20 protein-coding genes and 1 pseudogene are annotated in these 23,562 nt (G+C 42.8%); 10 read left to right on the forward strand and 11 right to left on the reverse strand.

Translation table 11 applies throughout. From position 1 onward, the window contains the following. Positions 1-217 (forward strand): IS3 family transposase (locus ACK5MF_RS18800; RefSeq protein ID WP_416919910.1); only part of this gene is annotated, 217 nt, incomplete at its 5' end. Between the two features lie 160 nt (positions 218-377). Here the strand turns inward: ACK5MF_RS18800 and ACK5MF_RS18805 are convergent. Both ACK5MF_RS18805 and ACK5MF_RS18810 read right to left on the reverse strand, forming a co-directional pair. After that, positions 378-764 (reverse strand): cytochrome b562, encoded by a 387-nt coding sequence (locus tag ACK5MF_RS18805; RefSeq protein ID WP_416924048.1) that lies wholly within the window; start codon positions 762-764, stop codon positions 378-380. 58 nt (positions 765-822) lie between these two features. Beyond that, positions 823-1,569 carry a phosphatase gene (locus ACK5MF_RS18810; RefSeq protein ID WP_416924049.1) on the reverse strand — a complete coding sequence of 249 codons (747 nt, stop codon included), beginning with the start codon at positions 1,567-1,569 and terminating at the stop codon, positions 823-825. Positions 1,570-1,845: 276 nt separating this feature from the next. Between ACK5MF_RS18810 and ACK5MF_RS18815 the strand changes: the two genes are divergently transcribed. The 8 genes from ACK5MF_RS18815 (at position 1,846) to ACK5MF_RS18850 (ending at position 12,852) form a co-directional block, all read left to right on the forward strand. Continuing rightward, positions 1,846-4,719: an HD domain-containing phosphohydrolase gene (locus tag ACK5MF_RS18815; protein WP_416924050.1), complete on the forward strand. Its 2,874-nt coding sequence runs from the start codon at positions 1,846-1,848 to the stop codon at positions 4,717-4,719. A gap of 360 nt (positions 4,720-5,079) precedes the next feature. Then, positions 5,080-6,582, forward strand: coding sequence for a glucose-6-phosphate dehydrogenase (gene zwf, locus ACK5MF_RS18820; RefSeq protein WP_416924051.1), 1,503 nt, complete (start codon positions 5,080-5,082; stop codon positions 6,580-6,582). Next, complete coding sequence (pgl, locus tag ACK5MF_RS18825) at positions 6,579-7,295, forward strand: 6-phosphogluconolactonase (protein ID WP_416924052.1); 717 nt, start codon at positions 6,579-6,581, stop codon at positions 7,293-7,295. Before zwf ends, pgl begins: the two co-directional genes overlap by 4 nt. A 13-nt stretch (positions 7,296-7,308) precedes the next feature. Then, positions 7,309-8,757: a decarboxylating NADP(+)-dependent phosphogluconate dehydrogenase gene (gnd, locus tag ACK5MF_RS18830; protein ID WP_416924053.1), complete on the forward strand. Its 1,449-nt coding sequence runs from the start codon at positions 7,309-7,311 to the stop codon at positions 8,755-8,757. Positions 8,758-8,825: 68 nt separating this feature from the next. Then, the gene (locus ACK5MF_RS18835) at positions 8,826-9,851 is read left to right on the forward strand and encodes a LacI family DNA-binding transcriptional regulator (protein WP_416924054.1); all 1,026 of its coding nucleotides are present in this window, start codon (positions 8,826-8,828) and stop codon (positions 9,849-9,851) included. Between the two features lie 216 nt (positions 9,852-10,067). Continuing rightward, positions 10,068-11,060, forward strand: a complete 993-nt coding sequence (locus ACK5MF_RS18840) for a TRAP transporter substrate-binding protein (RefSeq protein ID WP_416924055.1) — start codon at positions 10,068-10,070, stop codon at positions 11,058-11,060. 50 nt (positions 11,061-11,110) lie between these two features. After that, positions 11,111-11,593 (forward strand): TRAP transporter small permease, encoded by a 483-nt coding sequence (locus ACK5MF_RS18845; protein ID WP_416924056.1) that lies wholly within the window; start codon positions 11,111-11,113, stop codon positions 11,591-11,593. Then, positions 11,593-12,852, forward strand: coding sequence for a TRAP transporter large permease (locus tag ACK5MF_RS18850; RefSeq protein ID WP_416924057.1), 1,260 nt, complete (start codon positions 11,593-11,595; stop codon positions 12,850-12,852). Before ACK5MF_RS18845 ends, ACK5MF_RS18850 begins: the two co-directional genes overlap by 1 nt. 70 nt (positions 12,853-12,922) lie before the next feature. Here ACK5MF_RS18850 and ACK5MF_RS18855 read toward each other — a convergent pair whose 3' ends face one another. Beyond that, positions 12,923-13,183, reverse strand: coding sequence for a hypothetical protein (locus tag ACK5MF_RS18855; RefSeq protein WP_416924058.1), 261 nt, complete (start codon positions 13,181-13,183; stop codon positions 12,923-12,925). Between the two features lie 217 nt (positions 13,184-13,400). Next, positions 13,401-15,143 carry a methyl-accepting chemotaxis protein gene (locus ACK5MF_RS18860; protein ID WP_416924059.1) on the reverse strand — a complete coding sequence of 581 codons (1,743 nt, stop codon included), beginning with the start codon at positions 15,141-15,143 and terminating at the stop codon, positions 13,401-13,403. Positions 15,144-15,731: 588 nt separating this feature from the next. On the opposite strand from ACK5MF_RS18860, the gene ACK5MF_RS18865 reads away from it, so the two are divergent. After that, a complete protein-coding gene (locus ACK5MF_RS18865) occupies positions 15,732-16,832 on the forward strand; it encodes a CdaR family transcriptional regulator (RefSeq protein WP_416924060.1) in 1,101 nt (366 codons plus the stop codon). On the opposite strand, the gene ACK5MF_RS18870 is transcribed toward ACK5MF_RS18865, so the two are convergent. From ACK5MF_RS18870 to ACK5MF_RS18900, 7 genes and pseudogenes are all read right to left on the reverse strand, one after another. After that, positions 16,827-17,972: a glycerate kinase gene (locus ACK5MF_RS18870; RefSeq protein WP_416924061.1), complete on the reverse strand. Its 1,146-nt coding sequence runs from the start codon at positions 17,970-17,972 to the stop codon at positions 16,827-16,829. The two genes, ACK5MF_RS18865 and ACK5MF_RS18870, sit on opposite strands and share 6 nt — an antisense overlap. A 63-nt stretch (positions 17,973-18,035) precedes the next feature. Next, positions 18,036-18,920, reverse strand: coding sequence for a 2-hydroxy-3-oxopropionate reductase (gene garR / locus ACK5MF_RS18875; protein WP_416924062.1), 885 nt, complete (start codon positions 18,918-18,920; stop codon positions 18,036-18,038). Between the two features lie 18 nt (positions 18,921-18,938). Continuing rightward, positions 18,939-19,712, reverse strand: a complete 774-nt coding sequence (garL, locus tag ACK5MF_RS18880; protein WP_416924063.1) for a 2-dehydro-3-deoxyglucarate aldolase — start codon at positions 19,710-19,712, stop codon at positions 18,939-18,941. A 21-nt stretch (positions 19,713-19,733) separates the two neighbouring features. Continuing rightward, positions 19,734-21,074 (reverse strand): enolase C-terminal domain-like protein, encoded by a 1,341-nt coding sequence (locus ACK5MF_RS18885; protein WP_416924064.1) that lies wholly within the window; start codon positions 21,072-21,074, stop codon positions 19,734-19,736. A 15-nt stretch (positions 21,075-21,089) separates the two neighbouring features. Beyond that, positions 21,090-22,601 (reverse strand): tripartite tricarboxylate transporter permease, encoded by a 1,512-nt coding sequence (locus ACK5MF_RS18890; RefSeq protein WP_416924065.1) that lies wholly within the window; start codon positions 22,599-22,601, stop codon positions 21,090-21,092. Between the two features lie 41 nt (positions 22,602-22,642). Continuing rightward, positions 22,643-23,056, reverse strand: a complete 414-nt coding sequence (locus ACK5MF_RS18895; RefSeq protein WP_416924066.1) for a tripartite tricarboxylate transporter TctB family protein — start codon at positions 23,054-23,056, stop codon at positions 22,643-22,645. 330 nt (positions 23,057-23,386) lie between these two features. Further along, positions 23,387-23,562, reverse strand: a pseudogene (locus ACK5MF_RS18900) (group II intron reverse transcriptase/maturase); the annotation flags it as partial.

Genomic DNA, 23,562 nt, shown 5'->3' on the forward strand with positions numbered 1-23,562 from the left:
GTCGAGAAAAGGAAACTGTTTAGATAATGCAGTGGCTGAAAACTTCTTCGCTTTACTCAAAACAGAGATGTATCACGGTCAAAGCTTCACTGATGCTGATGAACTGATTGCAAATATCGAAGAATATATAGAGTATTACAATACAAAACGGATTAAGGTGAAATTTAAAGGCCTGACTCCGATAGAATATCGAAATCAGGCCTTGCAAGCCGCTTAACAGAAATGTCCAACTTTATGGGGTCACTTCACAGCATGGGAACGAGGATTTTCTTAACTGATTGGCATTACAGAGCACTCTGACCTTTTCCTCTATACCATTATTGTGGATAAAAATATGATCAGGTGGATCTGGAGGTTTACCAAAATGATATTAGATATCAACCAAATATGCTGTCCCAGATACTTGGATTACGCTTATCGTGGTACTCTTCACGCAAACTGTCGATCTGTTTCAAAGAAGCTTTGGCCGCTTCCAATTGACCGGCTTGAAGCTCGGATTCGATTTTCTCAAGCGTCACTGTTAGCTTGTTAAAACCTTCAAGATAAATGTCTTTTTTCTCTGGCGGATAGTCACCTAACTTGGCTTGCTCCACCAACTCATTTAAATCAATGATAGGTTGCTGCATCTCTTCAATAGTCTGAGCCTGCGCAGCTTGTTTAAATGATTGTTTCATCTGCTTCATTGTCGCTTTCAAATCAAAGTCAGCAGCAAACAGTTGGGTTGAGAGCAACAACCCCAGGCCAAACATTAATAGTTTTTTCATTTACTTTCTCTTCCGTGTTGGTGTTACGTTTTACGGCAAACCCAAATAGTTGTTGTTATTAATACCAGTCCGAAAACTCTTCAATCGGCGCTCTTCCACGAAGCGCCAAAAAGCTCAAGAACTGTTGTGCACTATGAGTAATTACTTGCTTGGAATCAACACCTACATTGTTAAGAAGTTCTTCTGCTTTAGTTAGCACACCAACTTCTTGGCAAAAATGAGCATCACTACCTGTGGTTATCCATGCTCCTAATCGTTTGGCAACTTCCGCGATTTGGTAGCAGCGATCAACACTCCCTATCCGGCTATGACCTTTCAGCGTGCTGTTATTAATTTCGATAGCAACATTGTGTTCAACGGCACAAGTAATTACCGTCTCAAAATCAAAATCATAATTTGGGTTCCCCAAATGACCCAATGCGTCCACTCGACCACTCTTAATTACGTTGATCAGCGCTTGAGTGTGGTTTTCTTTGCTAGAAGGTATGAAAACCGCCTCATGAAAACTGGCGATCACCCAATCCAGTTTGTCATCTAAGCTAGGATGAATATCCACTTCGCCTTCAACGTTCATGATGTTGGATTCAATACCGCGAATAATCGCCACATCTTCTAGAAAACGAGGAATCACACGTTGGTTGGCAAAGAACCAATAATGTGGGGCTCCGGGCATAGTTTCAGCATGGTCAGTCATACAAAACATAGCTAAGTTGTTTTGCTTCGCCAGTCTGGCATTTTCAATCAAGGTACTGTATGCGTGACCGCTGGCGTAAGTGTGAGTATGGGTATCTACTTCAAGTTTCATTATTTCTTTCCTGGCATCGCGATATAAGCAGTGTATCAGTCCCATTATTTACTACAACTGAACAGCTTAAGTAAAACAGAAGAGTATCCGTGCGCTGACATAGCAATGCTGTTCTCGCAGAGTAAGAATCAGCGAGTTGAACGACTCTACGACAGAGAAAATGCTCAATAAGTTAATGATTTTCTGTCATTTTCAATAAACGTTTTTATGTATATTTTTTTGCAACTTTGCCAAGTTAGACAATACTTAAACAATCATTTGTTGAAGGGATTCTGCATGAAGCGCCGTTACTCACTCAGTATTCACATTAGTACACTTTTTCTGATTCTAACGACCATCGTAGGTGCAGTACTTATTGGCATCAGCTCACAACATGCACAGCAATTACTTAGCGGTAGCGCTAAGGAATTGAGTCAGCAAAGCAGCCGCAAACTGGAATCCATCTTTCAAAAAAGCATTGCCCCCATCTTGTCCACTTTGGATTTCATGGCATACAGCAGTTTTATCGATGAAAACGAACCACCGTCAGAACAAGCACGCTGGCTCTCTTCCATGAGGTTATTATTCGAGCGCCAAAATAGTTTAGTCGCACTCTATTTTGGCAATGAAGATGGCGATTTCACGATTATCCGACCGCTATTTGATGCACCATCCAGAGAACGCGTCAAAGCACCTGAAAACGCAAGACTATTTATTAATTTCACTAAGGTAGACGGCACCAACGAATACATTTTCTTTGATCACAACCTTGTGCAAGTTGGTTATGCCAAGCTAGCAAACAGTCAATTCGACCCGCGTACTCGCCCTTGGTATACCTCTGCCAAAAATGACGATGTGATTCGCTTAACTGAGCCCTATATCTTTTATTTGTTTCAAACTCCTGGAGTCACGTTGTCACGTCGCTCTGCTGATGGTAATAAAGTGGTAGGAGCGGACTTTACGCTAGATTCACTGTCTCAAGAACTTTCACATATTGGCTATTCACAAAATGCTAAGCTCGTACTGTTTGATCATCAGTTCCGAGTACTAGCACAGCACAACACTTCATTACGCCTGGCAGATGATGAGACAACCACTCAGCAAAAACTTAACAGAAGTATTTTTACCCCTGTAGCCAACCGTATCAGCAGTTCAACATTATATGAAACCGTAGAGTACAGTGGGGAGCCTTGGTCTGTGACACTGACACCCGTTGCATTAAGTCCGGAAATTCATTTACTACTGGCAGATGCAACCCCACAAAGTGACTTAATTGCCAGCTTACTTTCGATGCGAAACAAACAGCTTCAAGCCGCCTTGGTTTTGATGGTGGTTTGCTTCGCGGCTGTCTGGTTCATCTCTTCTCGTCTTGCAAGACCACTGGTGAACTTGATGGAATTGACAGATAACATCGCGCGTTTTGATTTTAAAAAAACGCGCTATCCGAAAAGTATGATTAAAGAGGTATCGAACCTCACCAAGTCTATTGAGCTGATGGAGCATACATTACATGACTTATTAAGATTGTTAAGAGAGACGGCTTCCAACCAAGATTTTACCGTATTGGCAAAAACGATTACCCATCAGAGTTATCTGGTAACACGCGCTGAAACTATTCAGCTTTACACCTATTCACCAGAGAAAGCTATTTTTACCAATGCTGCCGATCATGCCATCATTCCATTTAAGATTGACCTCAATAGTTTGCTAACAGGAACGCCTTGGCTATTGGCGGAGCTAAACAAGGGCGGAACCGTTCATCTCACCCGCACTGACAATATCCTGCGTAAACATCTCGATCATTTGTATAATTCCGATATCTATTTGTTCCCTTTGCTTAATCGCCAAAAACAGTTAGTCGGTTTGCTGAACTTAGGTTACGAACGAGCGATCACCGCAGAACAATACGACAAACACGCCTTCTTGCGAGAATTATTGAGCTTTGCCGAGATAGCTAAGGACAATATTGATAAGATCCAACAACAAAAAGACATGTTGAATGCCTTCGTTACCCTTATTGCATCGGCCATTGATACCAAATCACCGTACACTGGAGGGCATTGCCAACGCGTGCCTGCACTGACCAAAATACTGGCTGAAGTCGTTGATAAGGATACCCACTACTATCGCCATTTCTCTATGACCAAACTGCAATGGGAAGAACTGAACCTCGCAGCATGGCTACATGACTGCGGTAAAGTCACCACACCGGAATATGTGGTCGATAAAGCAACCAAGTTAGAAACCATTTACGACCGGGTTCACGAAGTTCGTATGCGTTTTGAAGTCCTGAAGACTCAAGCAGAATCTGACTACTGGCAAGGTGTCGCGCAAGGTGGTGATACAGAGCAGCTTAAAGCAACGTTAGAAAAGACACAGCAATCGCTCGACGAGGATTTTGCCTTTATCGCTAAATGCAATATTGGTAGTGAACACATGTCGGACGACGATGTCGCTCGCCTACGATCTATCGCGCAAAAGCAATGGAAGAGAACTATCGATGATCAGTTAGGCATTTCCTGGATTGAAGCTCAGCGTGCTGGTGCAAAACAAGCTTTGCCAGTGATGGAAAACATCATTGCTGATAAACAGGTACATCTGGTTAAATGGCAAGCCAATAACAAACCACAAGACACATGGCAGGAACCGTTTGTGCTGCAACCCGGTGACTATCAGTACAATCGAGGAGAGTTGTATAACCTCTCCATTCGAGGTGGTACATTGAACAGCGAAGAACGCTTTATGATTAACGATCACATAGTACAAACCATCAGCATGTTGCAACGCTTACCCTACCCTGAACATCTGAAAAATGTGCCTGATATTGCTGGTGGTCATCATGAACGCATTGACGGTAAAGGCTATCCAAGGGGTCTACATGAAGAGGAGCTTTCCGTTCAGGCTAAAATCATGGCAATTGCCGATGTATTTGAAGCCTTAACTTCCAACGACCGTCCATATAAACAGGCTAAAACCATTGATGAATCGATCTCTATCATGACCAAAATGGCAACGTCTGGTCATATCGATCCAAAGCTCTATCTGCTGTTCCTCGAACAAGACGTGTACCAGAAATACGCCGACATGTTCTTGGAAAAATTCCAACACAGTGACATCGATAAAGAAGAACACATTAAAACGGTGAAAGCGTATATGAAACAACAATTCTAAACCGGTTAATAGAGTCACAAATTTGGGCGCCATGACCGGTGAAAAATGAATTTATGATTACAAATCGAACAAAAGTTAATCGATTGCGCGATCAATAGTTGATGTGTGTCAAATTGTCGTAGACAATACCGACCTCGAGTTGGTTTGAAGTCACATTTTGATAGCAAATCAACCATGTCCCGATGTCCAATGTAAAATAATGACATTGAGTGCAAAGGGCGTTTCGGTTTTTCTAATGACAGAAATAGACAAAACCAATTACTTATTTGTGCATTGCGCTGCTAGGGTAAGCACATTGCTAAATAGCCCCCAAATAACTCCATTGGTTTTTGGGCACACCTAGTTTCTAAGGGAAAGAAGATGTTAATACCTGAAAACAGCAGCATCGTGATATTTGGTGCTTCGGGCGATTTAACCTACCGCAAGTTGATTCCTGCTTTATACCACCTATTTGCAAGCAACCAACTGCCAAAATCCTTTGCAATCTTAGGCGTAAGTCGTACTGAATACAGTGACGACTCCTACCGAGAAAAATTGAAACGCTCGCTTCAAGAATTAGAGAAAACCGAACCAGATATTCTTGATGCATTTTGTGAGTACATTCACTATCAAGCCATCAATACGTCGGATGTCGAAGATTATGTAAAACTGAAAGATCGTTTGGATTCACTTTCAGACCACTACGCATTTGAACAACGTAATACCCTGTTCTATCTTGCTACTCCTCCTAGCCTTTATGGCGTGATCCCTTCTTGCCTTGCTGTTCACGGCTTAAACGATGAAAAAGATGGTTGGAAACGTCTGATCATCGAAAAACCATTTGGCTACGATTTAAAATCAGCACAAGAACTGGATATTGAGATTCACCACCATTTCAAAGAACACCAAATTTACCGTATTGACCACTACCTAGGTAAAGAAACCGTTCAAAACCTACTGGTGTTCCGCTTTGCAAACGGTATGTTTGAACCACTTTGGAACCGTAACTTCATTGAATACGTTGAAATCACCGGTGCTGAATTCCTCGGTGTAGAAGAGCGCGGTGGTTACTACGACGGCTCTGGTGCGGTGCGTGACATGTTCCAAAACCACTTACTACAAGTATTAGCAATGATAGGTATGGAACCACCAGCGGCCATCAACGCGGATTCTATCCGTAACGAAGTGAACAAGGTTCTGCAAAGCCTTCAGCCTTTATCCGAAGATGACTTACGCAATAACCTTGTGCTTGGCCAATATACTGAGTCAGAAGTGCGCGGTAAATTCCTTCCAGGCTATCGCGATGAGCCGGGGGTAGCCGAAGACTCTCGTACTGAAACGTACGTAGCGTTAAAAATGTTTATAAATAACTGGCGCTGGAATGGTATACCTTTCTACGTGCGCAGTGGTAAACGCTTACCGACTCGTGTGACTGAAGTGGTTATCCACTTTAAACGCACACCTCACCCGGTATTTGGCAAAAATGCACCTGAAAACAAACTGATCATCCGCATTCAGCCAGACGAAGGTATCCTGATGAGCTTCGGACTCAAAGAACCGGGTGCCGGCTTCAAAGCAAAAGAAGTTTCTATGAACTTCCATTACGCATCTTTAGAAGAAACGAAGATGCTGACTGCTTACGAGCGTTTGCTGTTAGACGCATTAAATGGTGATGCAACACTGTTTGCTCGTACCGATGCAGTAGAAGCTTGTTGGAAATTTGTTCAACCCATTCTGGACTTCAAGCAAGATCCACAATCTCTTTACGGATATGCATGTGGTACTTGGGGACCCAAAGAGTCGGACAACCTTCTCATTAATGATGGAAGAGCATGGCGTTTCCCATGCAAAAACCTTACAGACACGGATTACTGCGAACTATGATCAATTCAAAGATTTTTCAAACAGCTGAGCAGGTTGTTGAATCACTAGCGAATGAAATGCAGCGCTACAGTGAACAAGGCACACCTGTGCATATTTCACTGTCTGGCGGTAGCACACCAAAAATGCTGTTTAAGTTACTGGCGAGTGCACCTTATGCAGACGCTATTCAATGGCAAAACCTACACTTCTGGTGGGGTGATGAGCGTTGTGTTGCGCCTGATGATGCCGAAAGCAACTACGGTGAAGCAAACGCACTGCTATTTAGCCAAGTAAACCTTCCAGCAGAAAACATCCACCGTATTCGTGGTGAAGATGAGCCACAAGCAGAAGCAGAACGTTTTGCAAAAGAGATGGCTGATGTTGTTCCATGTGAAAACGGCACTCCTGTTTTCGATTGGATCCTGCTTGGTGTTGGCGCTGACGGTCATACAGCATCGCTGTTCCCTAACGTAACCAACTACGCAGATGAAAATCTGTCTGTCGTGGCTACGCATCCAGAATCTGGTCAACTTCGCGTATCGAAAACAGCGAAAGTTCTGCAAGCAGCAAAACGTATTAGTTACCTCGTTCTTGGTGCAGGTAAAACCGAGATCGTTAATGAAATTCACACTACTCCAGCCGCTGAACTGCCTTATCCAGCAGCAAAAATTCAGTCAAAGACTGGCGAAACAGAGTGGTATTTAGATTTAGACGCAGCAGCAAAGATTGCGTGAAGGAGAGAAACAAATGAAAGGTGATATCGGTGTAATCGGCCTGGCGGTTATGGGTCAAAACCTGATCCTAAACATGAACGACCACGGCTTCAAAGTGGTTGCTCACAACCGTACTGCGTCAAAAGTTGACGAGTTCCTAGAAGGTCCGGCTAAAGGCACGAACATCATTGGTGCGTACACTCTGGAAGAGCTAGTAGAGAAACTAGAAACTCCTCGCAAAGTGATGCTTATGGTTCGCGCGGGTTCAGTAGTTGACGCATTCATCGATCAACTAGTACCACTTCTAGACAAAGGCGACATCATTATTGATGGCGGTAACACTAACTACCCAGATACTAACCGTCGCGTTGCTGCGCTACGTGAAAAAGGTATTCACTTCATCGGTACTGGTGTTTCTGGTGGTGAAGAAGGTGCACGTTTCGGACCTTCAATCATGCCTGGTGGTGCTCCTGAAGCTTGGGAAGCGGTTAAGCCAATCTTCCAAGGTATCTCTGCGAAAACTGACGCTGGCGAGCCATGTTGTGACTGGGTTGGTAACGACGGTGCGGGTCACTTCGTTAAAATGGTTCACAACGGTATCGAATACGGCGACATGCAGTTGATCACTGAAGCGTACCAGTTCATGAAAGATGGTCTTGGACTGTCTGCAGACGAGATGCAAGCTGTATTTGCTGATTGGGACAAAACTGAACTAAACAGCTACCTGGTTGAAATCACAGCTGACATCCTTGGCTACAAAGATGAAGACGGTGAGCCACTTGTTGAGAAAATCCTAGACACTGCTGGCCAAAAAGGTACCGGTAAATGGACAGGTATCAACGCGCTAGACCTGGGCATTCCTCTAACTCTGATCTCTGAGTCTGTATTCTCTCGTTGTCTGTCTGCACTGAAAGACCAACGTGTTGAAGCTGAAAAACTGTTTGGTAAAACTATCACTCCAGTTGCAGGCGACAAACAAGAGTGGGTTGATGCACTACGTCAAGCTCTGCTTGCTTCTAAGATCATCTCTTACGCTCAAGGCTTCATGCTAATGCGCGAAGCATCAAACGAGAACGGCTGGGACCTAAACTACGGTAACGTAGCACTTATGTGGCGTGGTGGTTGTATCATCCGCTCTGCATTCCTAGGCAATATCCGTGATGCATTCGAGAGCAATCCAGAACTAGCGTTCCTTGGCTCAGATGAGTACTTCAAGAACATCCTACAAAGCAGCCTAGCAGCGTGGCGTAAAGTAGCGGCTAAATCTCTAGAAGCCGGTATCCCAATGCCATGTATGACATCTGCTCTAACGTTCCTGGACGGTTACACGACTGCTCGTCTACCAGCGAATCTGCTACAAGCTCAACGTGACTACTTCGGTGCTCACACTTACGAGCGTACAGACCGCGCTCGTGGTGAGTTCTTCCACACAAACTGGACTGGTACAGGCGGCGACACTGCGTCTACGACTTATGACGTTTAATCAAATTGCCATTGGTATACAATAAGGGGCTAAGTATAGCCCCTATTCTTTTTCTATGAGGCACGAAATTGCAACAAGAAAAAAAAGTTAAAGCATTTGCAACCATCTCAGATGTCGCTAAACACGCTAAAGTTGGTAAAACAAGCGTATCGCGATATTTAAACGATGAACTTGATAAACTTAGCCCTGCCCTAAAAGAAAAAATCGCAAATGCGATTGAGTATCTAAGCTATCAACCAAATCAATCAGCACGAATGCTCAAAGCAGGGCAGTCAAAACTTATTGGCTTGCTATTAGCAGACATAACGAATCCTTATTCCGTTGAACTTATGCAAAGCATAGAACGTAAGTGTCGAGAGCTTGGCTATATGTTAATGGTGTGTAACACTGATAATTGCAAAGATCAACAAGATAGATACTTAACTCTTCTAAAAGCTCATCGAGTAGACGGAATCATTATTAATCCCCTAGGAATGACAGCAGATAGCTTCGAAGCATTAAAACCCATTGATTGTCCTTTTGTGATTCTAGACCGTGCAAACGACCAGCTAAACGTAGATTGCATTGGTGTCGATAACAAACAGGCTGCAAAGCTAGCATGCCAGCATCTAGCAGACCATAACTTTGAGTCTATTCTAATCGTAACTCAACCACTAAATGCCTCTCCCAGAAAAATTCGAGTCGATACTATTCAGGCATTCGTTAAATCTAGCATAACAATGCAGGTAACTGTATTAGAAGTAGAAGATATAGAGGAAAACAAATTAACGTCATCTATATCCAATTTCATTCATTCTAACAATAACTCAAAGAAAGCCATATTTTGTATCAATGGCGTGTGCGCATTATATTCTGCAAAAGCACTTACCCTATTAGATATAAATTTGGATTCAAACTTGGGATTCATTACCATAGATGACCCCGGATGGGCACAAATCGCATTAGGCGGTATTACATCTATACGCCAACCATTAAAAGAGATTGGTGAAATGGCTTGCGAACGCTTGCTATTGAGAATGAGTAATGCTGATACTTCTCCAGAGAATATTGAGATCGCAGCTACATTAATCACACGAAACTCCACTCAATATTAAATAAATGTTATAGCAAAATTTAATTACAATGCTCGTCAATATAATCAATTGAATTATTAGCAGTAAATATTATCCACCTAATAAATCATAATATCCATCACAATAATTAAATATAGGTGAAATAGCGATCACAGATTTATTTTCTCGTTATTTTAATGGAACCGATTCCAGACTAATGTTCATTACGTAAATAATGTGGATTACCGGAGTATAAAAATGAAAGCTAAATACCTTGCCCTACTATTAAGCACAGCATTGTTTGGTTGTGGAGAATCGACTGATTCAAATGCACCTTTAAAAATAGTCGCTGCGCATAACCAAACTAACTTATCTAGCCCATACCAATCTGGCATGCTAAAACTTAAAGAGGTTGCAGATGCGTCAGGTCTTTTCAACGTTGAAGTTCATGCTGGTACTATCGGCACCAATGAAAATGAACTCGTTGAAAAATTGGTTCTTGGCGGTGCGGACATCGTACTAGTATCACCTGGTTTTATGACTTCATCTGGCATCGAAGAAGTTGACCTATTTTCTCTACTTTACCTTTTCAACGATTACAGTCACTGGGAAAAAGTGGTCGATGGCAAAGTTGGTCAAGACCTAGCTAATATTATTTATACTAAATCAGGTGAAAAATACCGCGTAGCCGCTTACTGGACGGCTGGTGTGCGACATTGGTATGGTAAAGCCCCTGTAAATAACATCGAAGATGTTAAAGGCATGAAAATACGTACTCAAACATCAGGTGTCGTTTCTCAATACTGGAGAAACATTGGTGCAATTCCTACGTCTGTAGCATGGGCTGAACTATACCAAGCACTATCAAGTAACGTAGTTGATGGTGCAGAAAACGCATATCCTTACTTTATTCCAATGGAACACCATAAAACTTCTAATGGTAAGTACATCTCAGAAACAGGTCATGACTACACTACTCGTCTGCTGCTAGTTCGTAACAGTATTTGGCAGAAGTTTAGCGATGAACAAAAAGCAGCTTTCGATAAAGCAATCAAAGAATCTACTCAAGCTGAACGCCAAGCGCTTTACGACCAAGAATCAGAGTTCAAACAAAAAGCAATTGATGAAGGAGCAATAGTCAATACTCTAGATCGTACCCCATTTATTAAGAAAGCTGTTGCTATTCAAGATCAATGGGCGCAAAAAGTGGGTGTAAGTGACATGCTAACCACTATCCGTTCTGCTCAATAAACCTTTCTGTCAGCTCCGGGTCTAACCGCCCGGAGTATAAGGATGTAGCAATGAAATTACTTACTTCGCTGATATCAAAAGCTCAAATCACATTTGGCTCAATTTGTCTTGTGGTTTTTGTTATTGCGACATTAGTCCAAGTTGTCACTCGCTATTTAGGAATATCTGTTCTTTGGACTGAAGAGGTTGCCGTAAATGCGTTTATTTGGGCCATGTTTCTTGGTGCGGCAGTTATGGTTCACGAAAATGAACACTTTAGTTTTAGAATTTTGACTGACAGATATGAAGGGAACAAACGTTCTGCCCTAGTCATTATACAAAACATCATTATGCTTGGTTTCTGCGTTCTATGTTCAATCTATAGTATTGAAATCACAGACACTTTTTGGAACTCTCGTTGGATTACTGTCCCTGAATTTAAGCAAGGCTATGTTTGGCTAATCATGCCTATCACGTTTATAAGCTCAAGTATTTTCCTAGTAGATAATATTTTAAAAGAGGTAGTGAAAATCACTACTCGTAAGGTGGCATGATGGAACTACTATTAATCACTATATTATTCATTGGGTTAATTATCATCGGTGTACCAATCGCATTTTCTATCGGTATCTCTTCTTTGATCGGTATCGCAACCATGTCTGGTACTCCCAATACCATGATACCGATGAAAATGTTCTACGGTCTTAACTCTTATGTTCTATTAGCAGTCCCTCTATTTGTGCTGACAGCTAGTATTATGAATAAAGGGAACATTTCAAGAAAACTGATCGATTTCTCTATCGCATTAGCAGGTAAACGCCCTGGCGGGCTCGGTCATGCCAATGTTATTGTGTCAATGCTATTTGCCGGTGTCAGTGGTTCATCTACAGCAGATACAGCTGGCATAGGTAAGATTTTGATCCCAAATATGATTGAGAAGGGTTACAGTAAAGAAATGTCTGTTGGTGTTACTGCGGCATCATCAACCATTGGCGGAATTGTTCCACCAAGTATTACTATGGTTATTTATGGTGGTTTGACCAATACCTCTGTCGGGCAGCTATTCGTGGGAGGTATGATCCCAGGTATCCTAATTGGCTTAGGTATGATGGTGGTTATTGGTTTCATCGCTCACCGTGATAATTTGCCCGTAATGGAACAAGTTACACGTGCAGAGTTCTTTGCTTTAGCAAAAGATGCTGTACCAGCAATGATTACACCGTTAATCATTATCGGTGGTATCGTATTTGGTGTATTCACCCCTACGGAAGCCGCGGCATTCTCAGCCATCTATGCCTATCTAATAAGTGCTTGTTACTACAAAACTATCACTTTCAAAGATCTACCGGAGATTTTTGTTGAAACATTGAAACTAAGCTGTTTATCTCTGTTCGCACTAGCTGCTGCTTCAGCTCTTGGTGAATTCTTAGGCTACTACAAAATTAACGCTATTGTTGCCGACTTCTTTAATACTCTAGGCGGAAGCGAGTACTTATTCCTGTTTATTATTGTACTGTTCTTCTTGTTTATCGGTACATTTATGGATGCCATTCCCGCAATGGTATTATTTGTACCAGTCATATACCCAGTAGCATTATCACTTGGTGTGGATCCTGTACAACTTGGTATCATCATCATCATTACCCTATCTATTGGCTTAGTTACACCACCATACGGTTTATGTCTTCTGATATCTAGCGTGATAGGAGGGCTATCTTTAGATAGATCATTTAAAGCTGTAATGCCTTACATTTCAGTAATCCTTGTAGTCCTGCTTGCAGTTATGTTTATGCCATTTATTCTATTAAACTAATAAACGGCTAAAGCTGTGCTGTTGTCAAAGGGATGATTGATGCATCCCTTTTATTTCATTAACATAATCTTCAGTGTCTGTGCTTATCCGCTGGCACTAATATATACGTTTCTTTGTTGTGACCTTTCTTCTTGCCCGGGTGTTTTCCATGCACTGGATGACCATCGTAGTGCTTCTCTTCCACCACTTTGACGACTTTCACTCTTTCGACTCTCTCAACTTTCCTAGTGTTACAGTCTCCGGCTTTAATAGAAACATCGTTGTTGGCTACCGCAACACAGCCTAATTCTATATCGACTTGTGAACCCGAAGCCTGTGTTTGTGTCGACATTAATGCACTTAACAGAAGTAATGGTGAGATTATCCCGTATCGTTTCATCTTGGTTCCTTTTGAGCTGATTCGCCACCAATTTAAACAAGCGTTAACAACTCACTCAATATGTTCACAACAACACTGACAATCATCTTACCTAGCCGATACATAGTGTTGAAAAGCGCATAGAAAAAGAGCACCAACCGGTGCTCTTTTTGACATTTGCAACAAATTATTAATGAACTTTAAACTGCCCAACAACCTGCGAAAGATCGCTAGATGTACCACCTAGCTCACGACTGATACTGTCGGTTTCTGCGGCGCTATCATTAAGTTGACCTATCAACGCCTGAATCGCAGCCATATTGCGGCTGACTTCCTCAGTGACGTGGCTTTGCTGCTCTGCCGAGGTTGCCATTAATGTGTTCAGGTCATTAATTTCAACCACAGAAGTTGTTACTGTATTGAGTGACTCCATCACTTGGTGTGTGCTTTGTGATGTTGCTTCACAACTTCTACGTGTGGTTTCCATCTTACTCACCACAGTTTCTGATGTGTTGTTGAGCTTAGATAGCATCTCATTGATTTGCGCAGTACTTTGTTGAGTACGTGCCGCCAAGGCTCGAACTTCATCGGCTACCACAGCAAAGCCACGACCTTGTTCACCAGCACGTGCAGCTTCAATCGCAGCGTTCAATGCGAGCAAGTTCGTTTGCTCAGCAATATCACCAATCACTTGCAGCACAGTGCCAATTTGTTTGGTGTCTTGGTTCATTGCGCTGATGGTATTCGACATCTCTGCAACATCCGATTCCAGAGCCGCTACGCTGCGTACTGCTTGGTTTACTGTTTGTTTGGATTCATCTGCATAAGTATTTGTTAGTTCAGTCAGCTTCGCGGCATCTGCTGCGCTTTGCGCAATTGAACCTGCCGTTGCACTCATTTCGTCAATCGCAGTAATCACCTGCTCTGTTTCTATAGTATGCGCATTTAACATCTGCATATTTGATTCAGACTGATTGCTTAAATGGTTAACCGCAGAATCAATTTTCTCAGATGAATTAGAAACTTCGATAAACATACCTTGAAGTTGTTCGATGAATCGGTTAATTGATGTCGAAATCTGACCGATTTCATCATTCGATGTTACGCTCAAACGCTGGGTTAGATCACCGTTACCTTGGGAAAGGTCAGCAACGAGATCTTTTAGGCGCAGTAATGGTTTGAATGCAAAGTGCAACATCGCCACGCTTAAACCGATGATAATCACTGCACAAATCATGAGTGCCAGAGTGATCTTCCAGTTCAAGCGGTCGGTATTCGCTTGAATATTATCGAGGTCGATGTAGCCGTTTAGAGACCATGTCTGACCGCCAAGCTCAAACTTACGTTCAACCGGGATCAGATTATCTCCTGTCTTATCAGAGAAAATGGTAACGTTGTTGGCTGAAATCAATTCCATGTAGCTGCCGGAAAGCGAATAGGTCTCCAGGATTGGTTTCAGGTTACTCAAATTCAGAGTGAAGAAATTCGATGAACCATCAGGATGTCTGATTGAAATGTTGAGCGTTGGTTGACCATCGACAACAGTTACTTCACTCACCGTTGGTTCTGCAGTCAGACCCTCTGCCATTGTCATGTATTTTTGCGTTTCGTCTTGCTCTAGCACTCGACCAGTATCATCAAACGCATAGCTACTGGCTAAACGGACGATATGAGAGAAACCCGCCGAATCTCTGGTCGTACCGATGTCCATCATGTTGAACTTAAGGCTTTTCGCTAGGTTAAATTTGCTTTGTAGCTCCCCGTGAAGCGTTTTATTCACTAACTCTATATTATGCTCAATTCTGGCAGTATCTGACTGATAGATGTACGAGCTAATAAAATGATTAACACTAAGAAAAGAAACAAAAATGGTGATGGTGATAATGGCAACTATTAGCGATATAATTTTGTTTTTAAAGGAAAAACTCTTCATAAGTCTTCGCGTCCTTCACAAAGTTCTTAGCCACTGGTCCCGATAAAACCGTGAGCTTATGGTGAATAGAGTATTTATTATTATGTGAGTTTTCAGTTAATTGCTTGTTGCTATGCATGATATAAGCCTCTATCAAGCTCACTTTCTACTCTTCGTCACAACAGCTAAAAGTGCGATTTTTCCTACAATTAACTAAGCCTCGTTCATTATTATCGGCTTATTGTATCTAAACTTAATATGAAACGATGAGGATTAGTTCATAGTTGAGACTATATCGTTCGGTAAATGAGACTTTCGTCATGTTTTTCAGCTGAATTATGTAATTTTTCTAACACAGCGTTTCATTTTGTAAGGTAATACTTTAACAACCAACCGGAGAGAAACCATCTTACCTTCACCCATTCATCACAAAAAATATTGCTGACAGGAAAAGACTCAATGACATCACTGCCAATCTCTCGGTGCGATTGAGATCGCAGTTACTACCTCTTTTGTACAGTATTATTGTCGGTTATTCCACTCATAGGACTTACGTTTCAACAACGTATCAGCCTTTGATACAGCAAACGAGAAGCCACAAGTGAAACTATGCAGTTACATGAACAACTAGCCCAACGTATTGTCGACCGAGCACAAAAAATCATCAAGTATCCACTTAATGTGATGGATGAGACAGGCATTATCATTGCGTCAACCAACCCTGCCCGCAAATACCAAAAACATGGTGGCGCAGTACTGGCATTGAGTGAGCTGAAACCAATCGAAATCTCTGAAGGCATGTTACCTGAGTTTCCCCATGTAAAACCAGGTGTAAACCTACCAATCATCTTTAATCAAGAACCGATTGGCGTTATCGGTATTTCAGGTCCATTGGAAGAAGTGCGCCCGTTCGGTGAAATGGTGAAGATGGCGGCTGAAATGGTGGTTGAATACACATCAATGATGGAAATGACGCGCTGGAGCGAACGCAAACTTGAAGAGCTGCTGCTTGAGTGTATCGACCCGAATGCATCACAAGAACACATCACCAACATGGCAGCACAGTTAAAAGTCGATATTTTCAATCATCACGCTATTTGTGTGATTGAAGTTGCTAACTCTGGTGATCAAAAAGAAGTGGTTCGTGTACTCAATCAGTGGTCACGTAAACGCCTCAAAGCCGAATACTCCTACAAGACCAACTTAGTACTGCTCAATGTGACAGAAAAAGAGAAAAGCGGCGAAACCATTATTGATGACTGGCAAAGTATAACCAGCTATTTGTCCGAGTCACTGAAAGTGGAATTCCATTGCTCGATTGGCGCTATCTACAACCAACCGCAGAATCTTCATTACGCATTTGAAAGTGCAATGGCGACGATGAAAGCAGGACAACGTTTGAATCCGGAAGCGAAGTTTTATCCGTTCACTCAATATGAACTTCCTGCTCTGTTTGAGAGCAGCTTATCTCGCTGGCAACGAGATAAGCTTTCTACTCACGTTCAACAATTAGAGCTAGCTGATCCGACACTGATCCACACAATTTTGTGTTGGTTTGAAAACAGTTGTGACATTAAGAAAACATCCAACGTTCTTTATGTTCATCCCAACACCCTTAGATATCGTATGAAACGGGTGGAAGAAATTTGCAATATTGACTTGCACAACTTTAGAGATATGTGCCGTTTGTATTTTAGTTTGATTTTATAACGTTAAACTTTGACCGACTTGAATTGCAGAGGCAATGTTAAACGCACTGCGGGTAACATTGGCTTTTGCTTCTTTCTTAATCTCATCAAAAGTGGTGATTTTGTATACAGAGTCAAAGGCGCAATCAATACCGTGCTGATAAACCTCATCGATCTCATCACCCAGCGCTCCGGCAATTGCAATCACAGGTAACTGGTAATGTTTGGCAATTTTTGCCACACCCACCGGCACTTTACCGTTAACACTTTGACTGTCTAAACGACCTTCACCAGTGATCACTAGGTTGGCGTCTTTCACCATCTCTTCCAAGCCAACAGCATGAGTCATAATGTCGATGCCCGGACGAAGGTCTGCATCTAAAAATGCATAGAAAGCTGCGCCCATGCCCCCTGCTGCACCGGCACCAGGAATATGATCGACTTGTTTATCTAGGTCTTGCTCTACCACTTTGGCGAAATTGGCTAACGCAGCATCAAGACGCTTCACCATCTCAGGTGTTGCTCCTTTTTGCGGACCATAAATATAAGAGGCACCGTTTAAGCCGGTTAGTGGGTTGGTCACATCACAAGCGACTTCGATATGACATTCACTCAAACGCTTATCAAGATGACTCGCATCAATATGCGCAAGTGTCTCAAGTGCTAAGCCACCGTAAACAAGTTCTTTGCCTTGTGCATCTTTGAACGAAACGCCCAGCGCTTGCATCATGCCGCAACCTGCATCGTTAGTCGCACTGCCACCAATACAGATAATCATATGACGAATACCTTGATTCAAGGCGTGGTCGATGAGCTGTCCGGTACCAAAAGTGGTCGCGGTATAAGGGTCTCGATGTTCAGGTGCAATCAGTTCAATACCGCTGGCTGCTGCCATTTCAATAAACGCAGTCTTTTTATCGCCGGAAATACCATAGAATGCTTCGTGATGGTCGCCCAATGGACCTATCACATTGGTGTGCACCATCTCACCGCCGGACGCGTCAACTAAGGCTTCAACTGAACCTTCGCCACCGTCTGCAACGGGGCATTTCACATACTGATAATCGGGAAATACTTGTCTAAATCCTGACTCGATAGCGTCTGCGACTTCAATCGCGCTTAAGCTCTCTTTGTACGAATCAGGTGCGATTACAATCTTCATCAATAGACACCACTCGATAAAAAAAGGAAGCAGCAGGTTCCCTACAAACCTGCTGCTAGACCATTAGCTTTGGATAGTGACCTTAGCTAGTTTTTCATAGTGCAGAGCAAGTGCACTATGGTCTTTCGTTTCAAGACCATCAGCTTTAAGCGCTTGCATCATTTCCATTACTTGTGCAGTAAGAGGAAGTTGCGCGCCAACACCGTGAGAAGTGTCTAACGCGTTTGCAAGGTCTTTAATGTGAAGGTCGATACGGAAACCTGGTTCGAAGTTACGGTTAAGTACCATTGGTGCTTTAGCATCCAGAACAGTACTGCCCGCTAGGCCACCACGAATCGCTTGGTAAACCAATTCAGGGTTTACACCTGCTTTGGTCGCAAGAGAAAGCGCCTCAGACATTGCTGCGATGTTCAGTGCCACGATCACTTGGTTTGCCAGTTTAGTGACGTTACCAGCGCCAATATCACCAGTGTGAACCACTGAGCCAGCCATCGCTTTCATGACATCGTAGTACTTATCAAATACGGCTTTGTCGCCGCCAACCATGACAGAAAGCGTGCCGTCGATAGCTTTTGGTTCACCGCCACTTACTGGTGCGTCAAGCATTAGCACGCCTTTCTCAGCCAGGCCTTTTGCAATTTCTTGACTCGCTAAAGGTGCAATAGAACTCATGTCGATAAAGACAAGACCTGGTTTTGCACCGTCTGCTAAACCGTTCTCACCTAACGCTACTTCTTTTACGTGTGGTGAGTTAGGAAGCATAGTGATTACAACATCACACTGCTCTGCCACTGCTTTAGGCGAAGTCGCTGATAGCGCGCCAGCATCTGTTAGCTCTTTAACCGCTACTTGGTTGCGGTCTAGTACCACTAATGAATAACCTGCTTTAAGTAGGTTTTTACTCATAGGTTTGCCCATGATGCCCAGGCCAATAAATCCGATTTTCATAACTATTCCTCTTCGCCCTTATTCACTTAGAAATTTTTGACACAATGCCTGTGTCGCTGCTTTAAACACACCTAAGTCACTACCCACTGCGACTAGGTTCGCACCCCATTCAAGGTAACGCTCAGCGTCTGCTTGAACTGGAGCCAAAATGCCGACTGATTTACCAGCCGCTTGCGCTTTTTCAAACACGCTCTTAATCGCTGCTTGTACATCTGGGTGACTTGCATTACCTAAATGACCTAATGCTGCTGCCAAATCACTTGGTCCAACAAACACACCATCCAAACCTTTTACCGCCAGAATATCGTCAAGGTTGTCTAAGCCTTGTTGGCTTTCGATTTGAACCACAACACAGATATTCTCGTTAATGTTTTTGAAGTAATCGGTAATCGTGCCGTACGCATTGCTACGGTGACCTACAGATACGCCACGAATGCCTTCTGGCGGGTAACGAGTAGACGCAACGGCAAGTTCTGCTTGTTCTTTGGTTTCAACAAAAGGAACAATGAAGTTGTAGAAACCGATATCCAATAAACGCTTAATGACGATTGGGTCATTCACTGGCGGACGAACCACTGGCACGCTGCGGCTGTCTTTCAATGCCATTAGCTGAGGGATGAAGGTTTGCACATCGTTCGGTGCGTGCTCACCATCCAACAGGATGAAGTCAAAACCCGCTAAACCAAGAATTTCAGTGGTAATTGGGCTCGCTAAAGCACTCCAACAACCAATCCGTTTTTCTTGATTGTTCATCGCGCGTCTAAAGTGATTTGGATAAATGTTTTCATTCATGTAACTTTCCTCTACCTGCGCTTATCGAACCAAGCACGGTCTTTTGTTGTCGAATTTCCAATTAGGGACAAGGTACTGCATACCGATGGCATCATCGCGCCCCCCTAACCCCATGTTCTTGTATAGCTCATGCGCTTTTTCCACTTGAGCCATGTCGATTTCGATACCCAGACCTGGTTTGTCCGGCACCGTGATAAAGCCACCATGAATCTTTAATGGCTCTTTCGTTAAACGTTGATTACCTTCCTGCCAGATCCAATGTGTATCCAAGGCAGTGATCTCTCCGGGCGCGGCGGCGGCAACTTGTGTAAACATCGCTAAAGAGATATCAAAATGGCTATTCGAGTGAGAGCCCCATGTTAGCCCCCATTCATGGCACAGCTGTGCTATACGCACCGAGCCTTCCATTGTCCAAAAATGTGGGTCAGCCAATGGAATATCGACCGCTCGCAGAGAAATCGAATGTCCAAGCTCACGCCAATCCGTTGCCACCATGTTAGTTGCCGTTGGGATATCCGTCGCGCGACGAAATTCTGCCATGATCTCGCGACCTGAATATCCAGGCTCAGCCCCACATGGGTCTTCGGCGTACGCCAATACATTTTTCAAACCTTTCCCGATTCGAATGGCATCCTGCAAAGACCAAGAGCCATTCGGATCGATCGTCACTCGTGCATCTGGGAATCGGCTTGCTAGCGCACAGACGGCGTCAGCTTCATCATCAGGGCGGAAAACACCACCCTTCAGTTTGAAATTGCTAAACCCATATTTGTCGAACGCGGCTTCCGCCAAGCGAACAATGCCGTCCGACGTTAATGCTTCTTGGTGACGAATGCGGTACCAATCACAACTGTCATTAGGTTGACTTTGGTACGGCAGATCTGTGTTACTTCGGTCACCGACAAAAAACAGGTAACCTAACATTTCGACTTTATCGCGTTGCTGACCTTCTCCTAGCAGCGCGGCTACCGGAACGTTTAGCGCTTGCCCCAAAAGATCGAGCATTGCACACTCAATCGCTGTTACTGCATGAATCGTGGTTCGCAAATCGAATGTCTGTAAACCACGACCTTTTGCATCTCGTTCCAGGTAGGCATTTCGGACTTCGTTCATAATGTTTTTGTATTCGCCAATACTGCGGCCAATAACAAAACCACGCGCGTCCTCTAATGTCTTACGAATGTTCTCACCACCCGGTACTTCACCTAATCCGGTGTTGCCCAAGTTGTCCTGCAAAATGACAATGTTGCGAGTGAAATAAGGGGCATGTGCACCACTTAGATTCAGTAGCATGCTGTCATACCCTGCAATAGGGATAACTTTCATACTCTCGACCATTGGCATAAACTTCGCAGGACTCATCACATTCACCGTTCGTTACGCAGTTTTACTAGCTTTTTTACTTTTGCTTGATTTGAATGCCGAACGAATCGAATATCCAATTGAAGCCAAGATAATTACCCACAAGAACATCGCAATTGGGCTCTTTGTGACGAATATTGATAGGTCACCATAGGCTTCAATACTTTTCACGAAATACACTTCTGAAGAGTTACCTAGGATAAAGCCGATAATAAATGGCACCACTTCCAAGCCTATCTTCGATGCCAACACACCAAAGATACCGAACAACACGAGCGTCCATACATCGAACATTACGCCGTAGTTAATTGCGTATGCACCGATGACACACATCATTACGATGATTGGGTAAAGAATGTATTTAGGAATCAGTACCACTTTCGCAACATAGCGGATAGCGAAGAACATGATTGCGAACATCACAAAGTTAGCGAAGAACAATGAGATGATCATGAAGTCCCAAGTTTCCAGGTTTTCATTGATGAACAGTGGACCTACCTGAATACCTTGTAGTGTAAAGGCACCAATTAATACTGCTGTTGTTGAGTCGCCAGGGATACCCAGAGATAGAAGCGGAATCAATGCGCCACCGGTGAGACCGTTATTTGCAGATTCTGAAGTAATAATACCTTCCGCTGCACCTTTACCCATCTCTTCTGGTTTTTCAGAAAAGTTCTTCTGTTGAGTATAAGCAAGCACTGATGCCGCACTACCACCGATACCCGGCAACAAACCAACAAAGGTACCAATAGATGATGAGCGAATTAGGTTAAGTGTTTGGCCTTTAAACACTGACCAATTGAACTTTTGTTTTGCATCCAATTTGATCATATCGCTCGTTACATCATCGTCAGACTTCTTATTCAAACAAGCAACAATAATCGACGACAGACCAAACATACCAATAAGAACAGGCAGTAGTGAAAAACCAAAGCTTAATTGTTCTTCAAACGCTTCTGGTATTAAACGGTATTCACCATTACCACCAACAGAAATATCGTAAGCACCAATTAAAGCGACTAACACACCTAATAGACCACTGAAAATACCCATCAACATATTTTTAGACAGAGACGAGATAACTGTCAGCGCTAGGAAAATAAGCAGGAACTTTTCAACAGTAGAGAATTTAATGGCAAAGTTCGCCAAGAATGGTGCAAAGAAATAAAGAACAATCGCACTAAACAAACCACCAAACAGTGATGACACTACCGCAATTTTCAGTGCGCTTTCACCCTGCCCTTTTTGCGCCATCGGATAGCCGTCAAAAGTGGTGGTGATCGATGAAGGTGTTCCTGGAATATTCAGCAATACCGCAGGCACTAAGCCGCCAGAGATACCACCAACATACAAACCAAGTAGAAGAGCTAAACCGTCAGTTAAGCCAAGTGAATAAGTTAAAGGTAAACAAACCGCCACAGCCAGCGTTGCTGTCATGCCCGGAATGGCACCGAAAATAATACCTATTAATACACCGATTGAACTCAGTAAAAACATATTAATAGACAAATGTGACAATATTTCCATAAGAAGTTCCACATTCAGGTTTTTGTTTCAAAAATAAATTTTTAAGGAAGTGTAATTCCAAAAATTTGACCTAACACTGCCCAAGCAATGATTGGAGATACAACCGAGTTAATGGTTATATATATAATTTTTCTTTTGTTGATTTCTTTTTCTATTAATAACGGAATACAGAACAGAAAAGGGACAGTCGCAATTAAAAAGGCATACCCTGTGTTTGGAAATACCTCACTTAACGCTTCCATCACCAGGATATAAACACTAATTAACGCCAAAAAGAGATACGCTTTGTAGTTCTCATGATTCAAAATTGATTTCATTGAAAAACCAGCAACGCTTTTCGCTATTGTTTTTCGCTCTTTCACCAAGATAACCGCGAGTAAAACGAGAATACACGTGATCACTATCTTGGGAAAAAACCAATGCGATTCAGCAAAATCGATACTCACATTTAGCATGGAATTTTCCTTATGTAGGGTAAATTAATAATATTGGATGTGACTAGTATGGAGGATAGAGCTTGTCTTCGCTTTATTCATTTGTACAAAAATTAAGATAAGTTGGTTGATTTTTTTGTAGCAAAACACAAGTCAGTGTGACGATAACACAAACAAGCTAACTCATTGTTTTATAATGTTTAACACACAAATCTCTGCAATAAAATTCACCAAGATCACACTTTGTACTTTTGAACAAATGCATCGAATTTCCATCTATAAATCGAGTAGGGTGAGGCGTTACCGCCTCATCCCTCTCACAGAACCGTACGTACGGACCTCGTATACGGCTCATGCATACTTCCATTCAGCATAATTGCTAAACACATACCCTGTTCCTACTTGCTCAAGATTTACCAACCCCAGTTCGTTGAACCATTGGTTTGGCATCGCATAACTGGCTAGAGGACTTTGCGCATTTCTCCAACTACTCATTCGGATAAATCTAAACGGCGGCTTATATCCAA

Source organism: Vibrio sp. (genome assembly GCF_047973365.1).
In the GTDB taxonomy this organism is placed as follows: Bacteria; Pseudomonadota; Gammaproteobacteria; order Enterobacterales; family Vibrionaceae; genus Vibrio.